Here is a 15188-nt window from a genome sequence, read left to right as displayed (position 1 = left end):
AGGTAGATAATTGTCACCATCCAACCATATCTGGAGTCAGTTCGCCCTCCTCGACCGCCTTGGCAAATCAACGCATTTTGTTAATTGATACCAAAACAATCAACTATCAAGTTCTGCAAACCTATGCATCCCTATGGTCACTGCAAATTGATCGGGCTACGTCAGTTCCTGATGCCCTGATGATTCTACGCCAAGGCCAACAGTGGAAATGCCCCTACACCCTTGCAATTGTTGACAATGCAGTTCCAGATGCCACAACACTCCCCCGTCAACTTGCCAGTGATCCGCAACTAGCTGGCACTCCCTCAGTTCTGATGGCATCTCTTAACCAACGGGATATTCCCAAGCAGTACCATCAACTTGGGTTTTCGGCTTATGTACTGAAACCGCTGAAACAATCTCGTCTTTCGAAGTGTTTACAAGCAGTATTGACTAATGCTTCTGACTCCAATCCACAAGATCCCTCGACTACTCAAGGGAAAAGCTCTAATGCCCATACGTCTGAAGACAGCACGTCTGAAACTGGTCTGTCTGAAGACAGAACTAGTGAGATGCCCGTCAGCGCAGAACCGTTACACAATACCGATTCATCATTAACAGAGCTAGTATCTGATATGCCGCGGCCAAAAACCGACCATAGTTCACCTGACTCTAAATCGCCTGCTGCTCAACAGGCACCTATCAAAATTTTAGTTGTAGAAGACACACCACTCAATCAAAGGGTTATTCTGAAGTTGCTCAAGCGATTGAAGTATGACTGTGACTTGGTAGAAAACGGTCAAGCAGCCCTGGATGCAATGGCAAACCGTCAATACGACATTGTCCTGATGGATTGTCAAATGCCGATATTAGATGGCTACAGTGCGACGCAACAGCTACGACAACGTGAACAACAGGCTGATCCTACTAATGCTCACCATACTGTAGTAATTGCAATGACAGCCCATGCAATCACTGGCGATCGCGACAAGTGTCTAGATGCAGGGATGGACGACTACCTGAGCAAACCTATCTTTAAGGAGTCTTTAGCAGAGAAACTAGATTATTGGAGTCGCTGGATTCTCAACAACCGGAGATCCCCTACGTCTCAGTCGTCAGTAACTGTTGATACAGTACCACCAGTTCCTTCATCTGAGTTGATCCATTGGCCACACTTACAGCGGGTTGCTGAAGGAGATCGTGAGTTTGCACTCGAACTAGTGCAACTTTTCCTCAAGGGTAACCAACCTAACCTCAGCCTAGCTCGTGAGGCGATCGCCAACCGAGATTTGGCAAAAGTTCGGCATATCGCTCATCAAATCAAAGGTTCTGCTAGCAATGTTGGCCTCATAGGAATTTCTCAAATTGCTGACAAACTAGAGTCCCAAGCACAACGCGGCTCAGTGGAGGGCATGGAAACTCTGGTGGATGAGTTGGATACGTTATTCACACAAGTGCAGTTGCTCCAACAGCAGTAGCACATCATGGCGGGTGCATCCCACTTACGCAACTAAGCCCTCTTCTCCCTGTCCCCCCCGCGAACAGGGGGTTGGGCACAGGGGATCTAGATTGGCAGTCCCTCTCCCTGCTTGGGAGAGGGATCTAGGGCAAGGGCTACACAAGTAGGATGCACCCCATCATGGCGCTTGCAAGTTCGTAGTATTGGCCTTGGTCAGCCACGTTCGTAGCATGGCTAGGATACTCGGCGCTGTCTGCGCTCTTGCAGTTTGAGTAAGATCTCTGCGTGGACTTCACGGGTGATGGGATAGAAGTAAGCCAGTACTAGACCAATCGTCAAGATGAGCGTGGGTGCAGGACCGATCATGATCCGAATTGCCAACAGGGCTGACTCTGGCTGCACAGGTGCAGGCTGTCCGGGGATAGTCTCTTGAAAACCCGCTGCTTGCAGAACTTGTCCTACTAAGAAGAGGCCGATCGCTAATCCCACCTTTTGCAGCAATACCATAAAGCCGTAGAAAATACCTTCACGGCGCTGCCCGGTGTTTAGTTCATCCAGTTCAATGACATCAGGCATCATTGACCAAGGGATTAAGTAGGCTGTGGAGACTCCTAACCCTGCTAACACTGCCAACCCATACATCAACCCTGTTTGTCCAGGTTGCAGCAAAAATAGACCTACTTCTGCTAAAATCCACAACCCCATACCCATGAAGTAGGTCACCGTTTTACCTACCCGCCGACTGACTGCGCTCCATACGAACAGCATTGCTAAAGCTGGCACTTGCACAGCAATGATCACCAACGTGAATGCTTGGTCATCTAGCTTCATCCAGTCTTTGACGAAATAGGGAATCACTGTTACTGTGTTTTGCAACGCTAGCCAAGAGCACAGATAGATGCCAATGACATACAGAAACGGACGATTACTAAAGGCAATTTTGAGTTGCTCTAAGTAGGGGATTGTTTCATCCACGATCGCATCAATACGCTGCTGCTCTGCTGCTATCACGCGCTTGAATGTTCCCCATACACACCAATAGATTGGCAAAATTGACAAGATTGCTACAATCCCTCCCAACAAAAAGTACTGCTGTAGCGGGTTGTTTTTCACTATGCCAAAAATAGCAAACGCCAGGATCAACGATAAGATGCTGCCACTGATAGAAAAGGCGAAGCGGAAGCTGTTTAGGCTAGTGCGCTCATCATAGTCTTGGGTCAATTCTGGCGTGAGCGCTGTATAGGGTAAGTTGACAGCCGTGTAGGCGGTGTTGAACAAAACTGCAATCACTACAAAGTACCAAAACAGCGCCCACTGATTTGTCACTGGATCAGCACTAAACCGAGGCACAATCCACTGCAAACAGAAAAACACACCAAAGGGAATGCTACCGTAGAGCATCCAAGGGAAGCGCCGCCCCCATTTACTCTGAGTGCGATCGCTCATGACACCTATGATTGGGTCATTCACCGCATCCCAAATCTTGCCAATTAGCAAAATGCTGCCTGCAAGTGCGGGCTTGATGCCTGCAACATTAGTGAAAAAGATTAAGAGATAAACACCAAGCACGTTGGCGGTCATCGCGGAACCCAAATCGCCTGCCCCATAGGCAAGTTTTGTGGCAAAGCTCAACTTTTCAGATTGAGGCATTGCTGGACTGTCAGCACCGTCATTTGCAGGCATCATAGGCAGGCTCAAGATAATCAGCAGGCTCTATTCAGAGTATCACGATGAAGAAACTGTAAAAAATGCGAATAAATTGGGTAATACTACGGAAGGGGAGACCAAAAACAACCGCTAAGCTCAAACATATGATGTTCGTCATCGGTTGAGTGTAAATTGCTCGCGGTAATGTCGTTGGATAGCATTTGGTTCGCAGTAGTTAGCTGGCAGGTGAACTGATTCACCCCGAGTTATGAGATGGAAAGTTTAGGTTAATAAGTTCCCGCAAGATTCTGTTCCAGGATCATCTGATTTATGGAACAAGCTGCTTGGGTGCACCTTCTTACGACTGCTGGAACGAGTTAATGCCAATCCTCCAAGCGCTAATGACACATCTAACCGGGTTGGCAACTTTTGTCTCTCTGAGAAGGGGTTGCTGGTCAAGGCCGTCTAGAGCCTGGAGCCTTCAAGGGCAAGTGGTCAGTTGGGAACTAGCAAAGATAGCCTGCTGCTGAAAGTTGTAGCTATTGTCTACAAGGAGTTTGGTCAATGGGGCATTTATCGAGAAGTAACCGTGAAACTGTTCCCCAACCGGACTGGTTGGATGCAAGGGTTAAGCGCACTGATACCCCTCATGTTGCTGAAGCAGATAGTCTGCTAGATCAAAGCGTTAAGGCGTTTCAGGCTGGTGATGTAGAGATAGCCCAACAACTGGCAGCAAGAGCACTAAGCTTCTATCAAGAAGCTGGCGATCGCTTGGGTGAAGGAGAGGCTCTAGCTAACCTAGGAAGTTTCTACTACGGAGCTAGCAATTACCAAGCTGCGGCTAGTTTTGCAAAACAAGGGCTGGACATCGCCGTTGCCTTAGGCAATTTGCGACTACAGGTTCAGACGTTGGCCACGTTAGGTAATGCCTATCGCCACCTATATGACCATGAAAATGCAATCAGGTATGCTCATCAAAGCCTAATTGTGGCAAGGGAACTAGGCGATCGCCGATCTGAGATGGCCTCGCTGAACAACTTAGGCTTGGCCTACAAAGCCCTGCGTAAACACGCTGAAGCTATCGAGTATGAACGCCAAAGTTTGGAAATAGCCCGTGAGTTAGGTGATATTCGCGTGCAGGGACAAATTCTGAGAAATCTAGGCAACGCCTACTACGGTCTAGGTGATTATGCAACGGCTATTGTCTACTATGAGCAGCGGTTGGAGATTGCTAAACAAGAGTGTGACTATCGCTCTGAAATCCAAATATTGCGCAATTTAGGCAGTGCTTGTCAAACACTAGGCCAGTATGACAAGGCCATCAAATATTTTCGGCATCGTCTAGTGCTAGCCCATGCCTACGAAGACCACCGTGCCGAGGAGCAAACGCTATCTAACCTAGGTGTGGTTTACGAGGCGATCGGTGACTATGCAGGTGCCTTAGATGTCTACCAAAAACGTCTTGCCTTGGCACGAAAGTTACAAGATGCCCAAATGGAAAAGCAATCGCGTACAAGCTTGAAGATGACCTATCAGACACTTGGTGACTTTATCAAAGCTGCCGAATATTCCTGAGCTTAGAGCGATGGTAGATCATAGGACAATGCCCCTGGGAGATGCACTCCAGCACTTGATGCAAGATGATCACGCTGCATTCTACACACCAGGGCACAAACGTGGACAGGGTAGTCATGATGCTTTTGCCAAGATTGTAGGCCAGTCTGCCTTTCAAGCAGATATTCCGGAACTGCCAGAACTAGATAACTTATTTGCGCCCCAAGGTGCGATTGCTGATGCCCAAGCACTAGCAGCCGATGCCTTTGGAGCTGATCGTACTTGGTTTTTGGTGAACGGCTCCACTAGTGGAGTAATTGCAGCCATCATTGCCACCTGTGCACCCGGTGACCAGTTGATTTTGCCTCGTAATGTCCATCGCTCAGCGATCGTTGGGCTAATTCTCTCCGGAGCCGTGCCAGTCTTCGTAACACCAGAGTACGACCCTAGCTGGGACTTAGTGTATAGCATTACTCCCCAAGGGGTTGCCCAGGCTCTAGCCCAACATCCCGATAGTCGCGCTGTGCTAATGGTGTATCCCACCTATGAGGGCGTGTGTGGTGACTTAGGAACGATCGCCAATCTTGCCCACCAGCATGGATTGCCACTGTTGGTGGACGAAGCTCATGGTGCCCATTTTCACTTCCATCCTGACTTACCGCCCAGCGCCCTATCCTTAGGTGCAGATCTTGTTGTTCAGTCCACCCATAAAGTGCTATCTGCCTTTACCCAGGCAGCAATGATACATACTCAGGGCGATCGGATAGCTAGTGATCGCCTCTCCCAAGCCCTTGCCCTAGTGCAGTCTACTAGCCCCAGCAACCTCCTACTAGGCTCCCTTGATGCCGCCCGTCAACAGATGGCCTTGCACGGCAAGGATCTCATGACAACCACACTCCAGTTAGCCTCCCTAGCTAGAACTGAACTTGCCCAATTGTCTAATCTTTCCATCCTGTCTCTCAGTCACCCTAGCCCTGCCTTCATGGCCTTGGATCCCACTCGCTTAACTGTCAATGTTGCTCAGTTGGGGATGACTGGTTTTGAAGCCGATGATCGGTTGCGTCAGGCCCACAGGGTTATCTGCGAGCTTCCTGCCTTGCAAAATCTCACTTTTATCCTCAGTCTAGGTAATACCGATCGGGATATTCAGCGGCTTGTCAGTGGCCTCAAACAACTTGTTAAGTCTGCTCAGCTACAGAGACTCACTGGTTCTAAACCCTTACCGTCTACCGCGCTCTGTACGCCATCAACTACTGTCTCCCCATTCCCCACGAACTATCACACCCTGGTGCTTACCCCCCGCGAGGCATTTTTTGCCCCCCGGAAAACTGTTCCCATTGCTGAAGCGATAGATCGAGTGAGTGCTGAATTGATTTGCCCGTACCCACCAGGAATCCCAACTGTCATCCCTGGGGAAGTCATTACCGCCTCAATGGTGGATTACTTGCGTCAAATTCTGACAGCAGGAGGATATGTAACTGGTTGTGCAGACTCCAGGCTGGAGACGATCGCTATCATTCATTAAGGTTTATGAAGCTGTCATCCGTAAAATCACCAAAACTTTAAACTTTGTCTCCTGAGAATAATAGAAACTGTGGTGATAATAAACGTACAGCTATTTACTCAGCCTTTGGGTCAACTTGTTGTTGTCAGTGTGCATTTGCCACCTACTTGCCATCTGTAACCATCTACAAAGAGAAGGTAGCGAGATTACCAGCCTTTAGACTGTGCACAGTATCGTTCTACCTCTAATTACGGCTTGCCGGGTTTTTGAATAATCTCCACGCTGCCCTTAGAGGTTCCCAAGGTTGCTGTACGACTTAGGCAATTGAGTTAGTGCCTGGCCTAATTGTGTCTAGCAGCAGGTGATGCAGCTCACATTCAGAGGTCAAGGCTCAGTTAGTTATATGTTCCAGCTCCTAGTTAGGACTGAACTATGGTAGCTAGCCATCAAGATGCTACAGAGCAAGCTATCTCAGTCTAGGGTGTTGAGTAGATGCCTGCTCTTTTAGATGTACTACTCAATCATTCAATCATTCTGTCCACACTTGAACGATTCTAGTACCTTCAATAATGAGAGTACAAATATTTCGTCCTAATCGCATTCTCAGCTCAGAGTCTAGTTATGAATTGGCCTCGTTAGTTGACGATGCCGTTACCTCAAACACTCCAGTCACCATAGTCGTGGATCTTTGGGACACAGCTCTAGTAGACAGCCGAGGGTTAAGTGCCATGATGCGGGCTATGCAACGCCTTAGAGAAATTGGCGGCGATATTGTGCTCTGCGGTGTGCTTGGACAAGCCAAAATATTGCTGGATATTACTGATACCTACAAGCTATTTAAAGTTTACGACACAGTTTCTTCCTTCTTGGCGGCTACGCAGTTAGAAACTAGTCACTCTGTAGACTAAAAGGTATTCCTTACTTAGCCAAACTATCGTGCCCTGGGCTACAGTTAACTTAGTATGGCTACCGGAGAATTGTGGTTTGTAATGTCAACGTCACTGAATAGCTGATCAGGCATTGATAGCTTGACCACTAGTCGCACGCCTATGAAGCCACGAATTATTGTCTCTGGTCTAGACCATACGGGTTACCGGATCTTTTGCCTCCTCCGACAGCAGGGCGCTGATGTGATAGGCATTCACGATCGTCCCCTCCCCCAGGAACCCGATGTAATTATCGGTGATCCCCAAGCGGAGCATACACTGCTAGCAGCTGGGATTTGTCAAGCCGATACATTGGTGCTAGCTACCTCTAACGATGCAAATAATCTGGCAATCGTTACCCAAGCTTTGATTTTGAATCCATCCATCCGGATTATTAACCGCTTATTTAACCACAGTCTGGGTGAAAAGCTCGACCAGATGTTGCCTAACCACGTATCTATGAGCGTGTCGTCTCTGGCAGCTCCTGTATTTGCCTTTGCAGCGATGGGGAGTCGGGCGATCGGACAATTGCGTCTCTTTAACCAAACTTGGCCAATTCAAGAAGAACGTATCACCGACGCTCACCCCTGGAAAGGTCGCAAACTCAGTGACCTATGGGATGACCCTACCCGAATGCTAATCTACTACTTGCCCATGGACAGTCAAACGGATTTGGTCTCAGCCGTGGAGTATGGTCTCAAGCTCAAGGATGGCGATCGGTTAATCATCGGTACAAAACCCAGCGTGCGTACTGTGCGCAAAACTATCGATCAGCGCTTGGTTAGCGTATTAGCCAGCTTTCGACAGTTCATTAACCACAGTCGCTCTATGATTTCAGTAAGCCTGCTGCTATTGTTAACCATTTTGCTGGCGACATTTGTATATGTGTGGGTTAACCCTACAATCCAACTGGCTGATGCGCTGTATTTCTCTGTTGGCATGATTACGGGCGCTGGAGGTAAGGAGGAAGTAGCAGAAAAAGCTCCCCAGTTTGTAAAGTTTTTTACTGTCATTATGATGATTGTGGGCGCAGGGATTGTAGGCATCTGCTACGCCCTTCTGAATGATTTTGTCTTGGGCACACGGTTTAGTCGCTTGTGGAGCGCTGCACGAATACCCCATCGTGGGCACTTCATCGTCTGTGGCTTGGGAGGGATTGGCATTCAAACGGCTCATCAGTTGCAAGCTAACGGATATGAGGTGGTGGTGATTGAGCGAGATCCAAACAACCGATTTTTACAAACTGCGGAAGCTTTTAAGATGCCTCTTATCCACGGAGACGCTAGCGTACCTGAAACCCTGAATGCTGCCAATATTCATAGCGCGATCGCTCTCATTGCAGTTACCAGCGATGATACCGTCAATGTAGAAATTGCCCTCACAGCTAGGGCGCTAGTCCCTCGCTTACCCGTTGTCGTTCGCAACCAAGATCCTAACTTTGCTGCTAATGTGCAACGTGTGTTTGAGTTCACCGCAGCCCTTAGTCCAACTGAGTTAGCAGCACCAGCCTTTGCTGCCGCAGCTCTAGGGGGCAAAATTTTAGGTAATGGCATGACCGCCGATAGTTTGTGGGTAGCGCTGTCTACCCAAATCACCCCAGATCACCCTTTCTGTGGGCAACGGGTGAAAGAAGCCGCCATGGAAGCAGACTTTGTGCCGCTATACATTGAAACGACCAGCCAAAGTGTACATGGTTGGAATTTACTGGATGCTGATCTTAGCCCTGGAGACACGTTGTATCTAACAATGCCAGCTAACCGCTTAGCACAACTGTGGCGATCGCGGCCTTCTCGCATAGGTATTAGTTAACATGAGCACGATACACGGTCACATGATCCGTAGTTAGCACAGGTAGAAGGGCGATCCCTGGTAGATCTGGCACGATCGTGGTGTCAATAGCCACTACTGCACAAATAGATGCTGGTTCTCCCTTAGGGATCAGCCACTTGGATGGATTCTGCACATTGAGGTGCTGGATATGAATTGGTTGTGCTAGCGCTGCCTTCAGCAGAATCCAAAAAGGATATTCCCAAGCTTCGGTGCCCAACACTAGACCAAGGCGAGTACAGCCCATGGTTTGAACAGCATCAACAGCACGCTGATAGGGTACTGCTAAATCCTTGCGGGCACCGCTGAAATACATCTGTTGTCGAGTCAAGGTCAAAATTGAAGGAGATTGCTCCGATGAAGGGACAGGTAATGGAATCAACGGATGACGCATGGGCATGAGTGCATAGATAACTGCCATTGCACTTAACCCACTCACCAACAGGGTTCGCCATGGTGCCTGCCAACTGGCCACATAATAGGCAATAACTGGAATGGCAAGGACAGCGATCGGCAACAGTAGGCGGTTAATCCAGGGTTGCCACTTTAACAGCAGGCAAACCAACAGAAAATTAATGACAACCACAGTGCTCAATCCTATCAGGGTGATGAGGTGGGGATACTGGCCGATCATGACATCAAAGCATGGCTTAGAGGGCAGCCATTGCTCATCGTTCCTGTATCTTTCCCTCAGCAGATGCCCCCATTGCCACGCCAAAGCAACCGCAGCCATGCCAAACAACAGCAAGTGCACTGGATACCCCACTACATCCTCATGGGGAGCAACTACCTTAAACAAGGCCTTCGTTGGGCTAGAAAACGGGGCAGTCAGCGGTGAAAGTCCTAAGGTAAATCTCTGGTCATCTAAGCTCACCTGCAACCAATGGGTATGAATGCTGTCAATCCAGTGCCAAAACCCTGGAATGGGCAAATTCGAGGCGAGATTTTTCAACAGGTTAGACACCAGTGTAACTAGCCCCAACTGTTCATTAGTAGTTCCGTGACTGCCCCCTGTGAAAGAACCAAAGGTTTGAATATTGCGCCAAAAGCTAGGCAACGCTGGCACTAGACTCACTAAGCTGATAATCGCAGTCGTGATTCCAGCTTGGATAATCGCCACCAGGGGATTACGCGATCGCCATGCGTGATACAGCAGTCGTAACCCAAAAATCCCAACAAGGGGGATACTAAATATCCAGGCAGTTGGTTTAGACACAATCCCCAAGCCGAGTGCTGCTGCTACCCAAGCTGCATCCTGTGCAGGCCCAACCATACTCTGGTGTTTCGGAGAACTAAGAGGCTGACCTGGGTAGGGTCTTAGCACAAAATAGGCCAAACACAATAGCCAAAAGGCAGTAAATAAGTCAGTTTGGGGAGTTGTAGATTGCATCACCGCCATCGGCAAACTGGCACATCCTAGGGCTGCTATCCAAGCTGTGCGCTTACCTGAAACTTGCTCAGCGATTAACGATGTGCCCAATACACAACCTAGAAAAGCAAACCACTGAGGCATATTGGCAAACCGATCACCCCCGGCTAACAGTTGCAAGTGGCTAATCACATAGCCTGCACCTGGCATAAAGGCTAGTTGTCGCACCTCAACCGATGGGTAATGGGCTACAGTGCGATTCTGGATCCAATGCATGACGCGCGGCATGTGGTAAACCATTGCATCCCAGTTGTTAGGCACAGCGACCAATGCTGTCAACAGGGTAATGAGTAGTGTGGTAACAATGCCTATTGCACTAATGCGCTCTAATAAGGGCATTGCTTGCCACTGGGCTGCTAGTCGCCACCTCTGGTGCCTTAGCTGATTCCCTACCTGACGCTGAGATCGCCGGATGCTAACTCGCACAAGGCTAAAGCCAGCCACGATCGCCCCCACAAGCCAAAACCCAGCTATTGTCAAAAACGTCAGAGCTTGCCACACACTCAGCAACTCTGTTACTAGGACAATCGCAACACCGTGCACGATCGCCGCCTTCAGAAAAGCTTGCCGCCACCGTCCTGATTGCTCTGGTTGCAGCACAGCAAAGGTACTGATCGTAGCGAAACCTGTAACAGCAACCAACAATACCCACATAGGCGGCTTATCTAGCTGATCTATTGATGATCGCCTGATTATTTAGACATCTGACGATTGGATAAAGTAATCACTTACCTTAAAGCTAGGTGTGGTTTCTAGTTGCTTCAGCACAGAGCGAGTAATTAACTTACCCTCTTCCACCAGAATTTGACCTGTAACTGGGTGCAACAGATTTTGCTCAGCCCTACGCCCAATTAGGGCCTCAATATCTTGCAACGAGTTAACGTACATACCCGCAGGCAGTTCAACTACAACCCCATTAGCCATGACCCTGGCTTGACATGCCAACCGAGAATTTGCCTTACAGGTTGTAATCACCTCTAGGGTGCGTTGTTCTCGACGATTCATCGGCGACAATGCCTGCATTCCTTCTTTGATATAAACATGGCAGGTAGCACACATGCCCCGCCCGCCACATTCCTTCAACACATCTAACTCTTTGTTCAACAGCACAGACAACAAGCTGCCATTGGTTTCAACCTCAGTTTCTTGGGCGATGGGTTCAAGCTTAACGATCTTAACCATAGTTTAAGTTTGCTAATAGCGTGGATGTTTAGGAGAAAAGAGCCAGAGAGCAACATTCAGGGATGACGCACCTAAGCCCAGCTAGAGCAGGATATTCGCATACTAGCTTGTAGGCTTACAGCCTGAAATCTATAGAAGTATGGATCGTTGACGATCAGTTAAAGTACTCTGACTCAGCAACTGCGGATAATCACGGATCACTACAGTACAACGCTCTATAAAACTATGTACCCACATACGCAGCAGTTGTAACTGTTCAGGATTAATCGGCTGATGAACATCGCAGTTTGATGTTGCTGTGATCGTAATCTTAGCAGCCCAATCGACTGTGAATTGCTTTAACCAGTCATTATCAGGACGACACGTCTTCCAATAGTTCGCAATCACAGCGGTACCCAAATACTTGGTTGTAAAGTGGCTCAGTATGTTAACAGCAGCTATAAATTCTTTTAGAGTCGGTTGGGCAAGAGATGGTGTAGCTGGTGGATAGTTTGCAATCTCTGCGGTAGAGGGTGTCATCTTAGGACTAGACACCTTGGTGCGATCGGGTTGAGACGGCATAGCAACTGACCTAGTAGTCAATACCGTATCTTCTGGTAGCCGCCGATGGTTTTTCTGATCAATTAGAGATGCTAGTGGTGTAGCAGGATACCGACTAGTAGGCAACCCTGCTTCATTAGCAGCTTTAAGCACATCTGTTGGCTTAGAGACTGTCTGCTGTGCATCTTCTTTGCTAAGCTTGCGGGCAAATTGTTGGCCAGAAAGGGTAATTTCACTTGCAAGTAGCCGAAACGTAGCTACTCCTTGAGTAATATCTGTTTCTAGGCCATTTTTGAGACTGTGTAGCGCCTTGATGTAGTTGGTGTAATCTAGAGTGCTATAGGCCAACACCAGCATAATAATGCTGTGGTTCAATTTATAGATGTAAAGATGATGGTTAGTGAATTGAAACTCAAGGGACTCAAAATCTTGAGGAATCGTTGATAGCACTTGGCGAATTCCTTGGGCCAGCGCATCTCGTTGTTGAGTGTTGAGGGTTCGGTCAATGCCCAAAAAGCAGGGGCGGGAGCGATCGTCAATCAGAGCAACACCCGCAACTCCTGGCAGATTGAGAAAATTTTGGATGACCTCCCGTTTCATAGAGAAATAAAAATTATTGAACTACAAAATTATTTATTTACTTAGTGTCAATCAATTGCTACAAGTTATGTCAAAACGTGTTGTAAGAGCAACCTCCTGTGAGGATGGTGATTAGGCGTTTGGTCATTCCAGTTTTCTCTCTATAGTCATAGCACTTGTGAAGTCATAGCACTTATGTCTGACCTTCCTTTTACCTTAGACCAACTCCGCATCCTCAAAGCAATTGCTGCCGAGGGAAGTTTTAAGCGAGCTGCTGATAGCTTGTATGTATCCCAACCTGCAGTCAGCTTACAGGTGCAAAACTTGGAACGGCAGTTGGATGTACCCTTGTTCGATCGCGGCGGGCGGCGTGCCCAACTCACAGAAGCAGGTCATCTGTTACTAAGCTACGGAGAGAAAATCCTCACCCTTTGTCAAGAAACATGTCGAGCAATTGAAGATTTACAAAATCTTCAGGGTGGCACATTAGTCATCGGTGCTAGTCAAACCACGGGCACCTATCTGTTGCCCCGGATGATGGGGCTGTTTCGTCAGCGGTATCCAGATGTGTCTGTGCAACTCCAAGTTCATTCTACAAGGCGCACATCGTGGAGTGTTGCCAATGGACAGATTGATTTAGCGATTATTGGGGGTGAAGTTCCCTCGGAATTACAAGAGTCCTTAGAAATAATTCCCTACTCTGAAGATGAACTTGCACTAATTATGCCAGTTTTTCACCCCTTAGCTAGTCAAGAGTTTATCAAGAAGGATGATCTATACGGCTTAAAATTTATTGCCCTAGATTCACAATCCACGATTCGCAAGGTGATTGACCAAGTGTTGTCTCGCCATGGTATTGAAACCAGACAGCTATCGATAGAAATGGAACTGAATTCCATCGAAGCAATTAAAAATGCAGTGCAAGCTGGCTTAGGAGCAGCGTTTGTATCTATTTCTGCGATTGAAAAAGAACTACAAATGGACGTAATGCACCGAGCTAAGATTGAAGGAGTAGAAGTAAAGCGCACGCTATCTGTAATTTTGAACCCTAACCGCTATCGATCCAAGGCGGCTGAGGCGTTTATTCGAGAAATTTTGCCGAAATTTTCTACCTATCCAGATTTATTCCAAAAAGAGGCTGCACCAGAGTCTGTAGAACCTCATAATGTCACAGTTAGCATTGAAGAGTAGAGGTGCAATGCTTTCAGAATCCTATGGATGCTAAGATGGCACCTAGTCTCAGCCACTTTCCAGCCACTATTGAATTTCCAGATAAGTTCCAGAGAGATAGCCCATGGCATCCATTCGTGAGTTGCATGAACAGTTGGTTAATAAAGAGCGATCCGCGGTTGAACTTACCCAAGAGTACCTAAATCGCATCGAAGCTGTAGAACCCAAAGTGCGGAGCTTGCTGCACGTTACGGCTGAACAAGCGCTAGATCAAGCGCGGCGAGTGGATACTCAAATTGCTGCTGGTCAAACTGTCGGGTTGTTAGCTGGAATCCCGATCGTTGTCAAAGATAACCTCTGTACTCAAGGGATCCCGACAACCTGTGGATCTCGCATTTTGCAGAACTTTATACCACCCTACGAATCCACGGTCACTCAGCGCTTGAAGGCAGCGGGTGCCGTCATTGTTGGCAAGGCCAATATGGATGAGTTCGCTATGGGTAGTTCCACTGAGACTTCAGCCTATCAGGTGACAGCAAATCCTTGGGATTTAGAGCGTGTGCCCGGTGGCTCGTCTGGTGGATCGGCTGCTGCTGTGGCTGCGGGTGAGTGTGTTGTTTCCCTCGGCTCAGATACGGGTGGATCTATCCGTCTGCCAGCATCGTTTTGTGGAGTGGTGGGCATGAAGCCAACCTATGGGCGAGTGTCTCGCTATGGGCTAGTCGCCTATGCCTCTTCCCTAGATCAAATCGGCCCCTTTGGTCGCAGTGTAGAAGATACGGCGATTCTATTGCAGGCGATCGCAGGCTATGATCCTAACGATTCCACGAGCTTGAATGTGCCTGTGCCTGATTACCAAAAGGCACTGCGTCCTGACCTTAAGATTAAAAGCTATCGTCGTATTGGAGTTATTAAAGAAACCTTTGGCTCTGGACTGTCACCAAGCGTCGAAAAGGCGGTGACTACTGCGATCGAGCAACTGCAAGACCTTGGTGCTGAGATTCAGGTTGTGTCCTGTCCTAGTTTTAACTATGGACTCCCCACCTATTACATTATTGCGTGTTCAGAGGCTTCGGCAAACCTAGCCCGTTATGATGGCGTAAAGTATGGCTATCGGGCAGAGGATGCGGAGGATTTAGTTACCATGTATACCCGCAGCCGTGCTGAAGGATTTGGCAGCGAAGTCAAGCGCCGCATCATGCTAGGAACCTATGCATTGTCGGCTGGGTACTACGATGCCTATTATCTCAAGGCCCAAAAGGTGCGGACGTTAATTAAGCAAGACTTTGAACGTGCATTTGAGCAAGTAGATGTGCTGATTTCGCCGACTTCTCCTACTACGGCCTTTAAGATTGGGGAAAAAACGACTGATCCGCTGAGTATGTATTTATC

11 protein-coding genes are annotated in these 15188 nt (G+C 48.1%); 7 read left to right on the top strand and 4 right to left on the bottom strand.

Going from position 1 to position 15188, the window contains the following annotated elements; genetic code table 11:
* On the top strand, nt 1–1457 hold a 1457-nt coding region (locus NZ772_03115; protein MCS6812550.1), incomplete at its 5' end, for a response regulator.
* Nucleotides 1458–1672: 215 nt separating this feature from the next.
* Here the strand turns inward: NZ772_03115 and NZ772_03110 are convergent.
* Nucleotides 1673–3124 carry an MFS transporter gene (locus tag NZ772_03110; GenBank protein ID MCS6812549.1) on the bottom strand — a complete coding sequence of 484 codons (1452 nt, stop codon included), beginning with the start codon at nt 3122–3124 and terminating at the stop codon, nt 1673–1675.
* Nucleotides 3125–3649: 525 nt separating this feature from the next.
* On the opposite strand from NZ772_03110, the gene NZ772_03105 reads away from it, so the two are divergent.
* The 4 genes from NZ772_03105 (at nt 3650) to NZ772_03090 (ending at nt 8878) form a co-directional block, all read left to right on the top strand.
* Nucleotides 3650–4660 carry a tetratricopeptide repeat protein gene (locus NZ772_03105; protein MCS6812548.1) on the top strand — a complete coding sequence of 337 codons (1011 nt, stop codon included), beginning with the start codon at nt 3650–3652 and terminating at the stop codon, nt 4658–4660.
* Between the two features lie 10 nt (nt 4661–4670).
* On the top strand, nt 4671–6164 hold the full coding sequence (locus tag NZ772_03100) for an aminotransferase class I/II-fold pyridoxal phosphate-dependent enzyme (protein MCS6812547.1): 1494 nt from the start codon (nt 4671–4673) through the stop codon (nt 6162–6164).
* Between the two features lie 548 nt (nt 6165–6712).
* Nucleotides 6713–7051, top strand: a complete 339-nt coding sequence (locus NZ772_03095; GenBank protein ID MCS6812546.1) for an STAS domain-containing protein — start codon at nt 6713–6715, stop codon at nt 7049–7051.
* A gap of 141 nt (nt 7052–7192) precedes the next feature.
* Complete coding sequence (locus NZ772_03090) at nt 7193–8878, top strand: NAD-binding protein (protein ID MCS6812545.1); 1686 nt, start codon at nt 7193–7195, stop codon at nt 8876–8878.
* On the opposite strand, the gene NZ772_03085 is transcribed toward NZ772_03090, so the two are convergent.
* From NZ772_03085 to NZ772_03075, 3 genes are all read right to left on the bottom strand, one after another.
* Complete coding sequence (locus NZ772_03085; GenBank protein ID MCS6812544.1) at nt 8871–10979, bottom strand: hypothetical protein; 2109 nt, start codon at nt 10977–10979, stop codon at nt 8871–8873. The two genes, NZ772_03090 and NZ772_03085, sit on opposite strands and share 8 nt — an antisense overlap.
* Before the next feature lie 42 nt (nt 10980–11021).
* Nucleotides 11022–11507, bottom strand: a complete 486-nt coding sequence (locus tag NZ772_03080; protein ID MCS6812543.1) for a 2Fe-2S iron-sulfur cluster-binding protein — start codon at nt 11505–11507, stop codon at nt 11022–11024.
* Between the two features lie 129 nt (nt 11508–11636).
* Nucleotides 11637–12647 (bottom strand): hypothetical protein, encoded by a 1011-nt coding sequence (locus tag NZ772_03075; GenBank protein MCS6812542.1) that lies wholly within the window; start codon nt 12645–12647, stop codon nt 11637–11639.
* A gap of 174 nt (nt 12648–12821) precedes the next feature.
* On the opposite strand from NZ772_03075, the gene NZ772_03070 reads away from it, so the two are divergent.
* Nucleotides 12822–13817, top strand: coding sequence for a LysR family transcriptional regulator (locus NZ772_03070; protein MCS6812541.1), 996 nt, complete (start codon nt 12822–12824; stop codon nt 13815–13817).
* A 103-nt stretch (nt 13818–13920) separates the two neighbouring features.
* Nucleotides 13921–15188, top strand: a 1268-nt coding sequence (gene gatA, locus NZ772_03065; GenBank protein ID MCS6812540.1) for an Asp-tRNA(Asn)/Glu-tRNA(Gln) amidotransferase subunit GatA, incomplete at its 3' end; no start/stop codon positions are given.

The sequence above is a fragment of the Cyanobacteriota bacterium genome (assembly GCA_025054735.1).
GTDB lineage: Bacteria > Cyanobacteriota > Cyanobacteriia > SKYG9 > SKYG9 > SKYG9.
The sequence above is the reverse complement of the archived record's forward strand: the minus strand, read 5'-3'. Positions and strand labels throughout refer to the sequence as shown.

Bases quoted from the DNA above. Each gene is read 5' to 3' on its own strand.
- NZ772_03110 (MCS6812549.1), bottom strand. From the start codon at position 3,124: ATGATGCCTGCAAATGACGGTGCTGACAGTCCAGCAATGCCTCAATCT.
- NZ772_03105 (MCS6812548.1), top strand. From the start codon at position 3,650: ATGGGGCATTTATCGAGAAGTAACCGTGAAACTGTTCCCCAACCGGAC.
- NZ772_03100 (MCS6812547.1), top strand. From the start codon at position 4,671: ATGGTAGATCATAGGACAATGCCCCTGGGAGATGCACTCCAGCACTTG.
- NZ772_03095 (MCS6812546.1), top strand. From the start codon at position 6,713: ATGAGAGTACAAATATTTCGTCCTAATCGCATTCTCAGCTCAGAGTCT.
- NZ772_03090 (MCS6812545.1), top strand. From the start codon at position 7,193: ATGAAGCCACGAATTATTGTCTCTGGTCTAGACCATACGGGTTACCGG.
- NZ772_03085 (MCS6812544.1), bottom strand. From the start codon at position 10,979: ATGTGGGTATTGTTGGTTGCTGTTACAGGTTTCGCTACGATCAGTACC.
- NZ772_03080 (MCS6812543.1), bottom strand. From the start codon at position 11,507: ATGGTTAAGATCGTTAAGCTTGAACCCATCGCCCAAGAAACTGAGGTT.
- NZ772_03075 (MCS6812542.1), bottom strand. From the start codon at position 12,647: ATGAAACGGGAGGTCATCCAAAATTTTCTCAATCTGCCAGGAGTTGCG.
- NZ772_03070 (MCS6812541.1), top strand. From the start codon at position 12,822: ATGTCTGACCTTCCTTTTACCTTAGACCAACTCCGCATCCTCAAAGCA.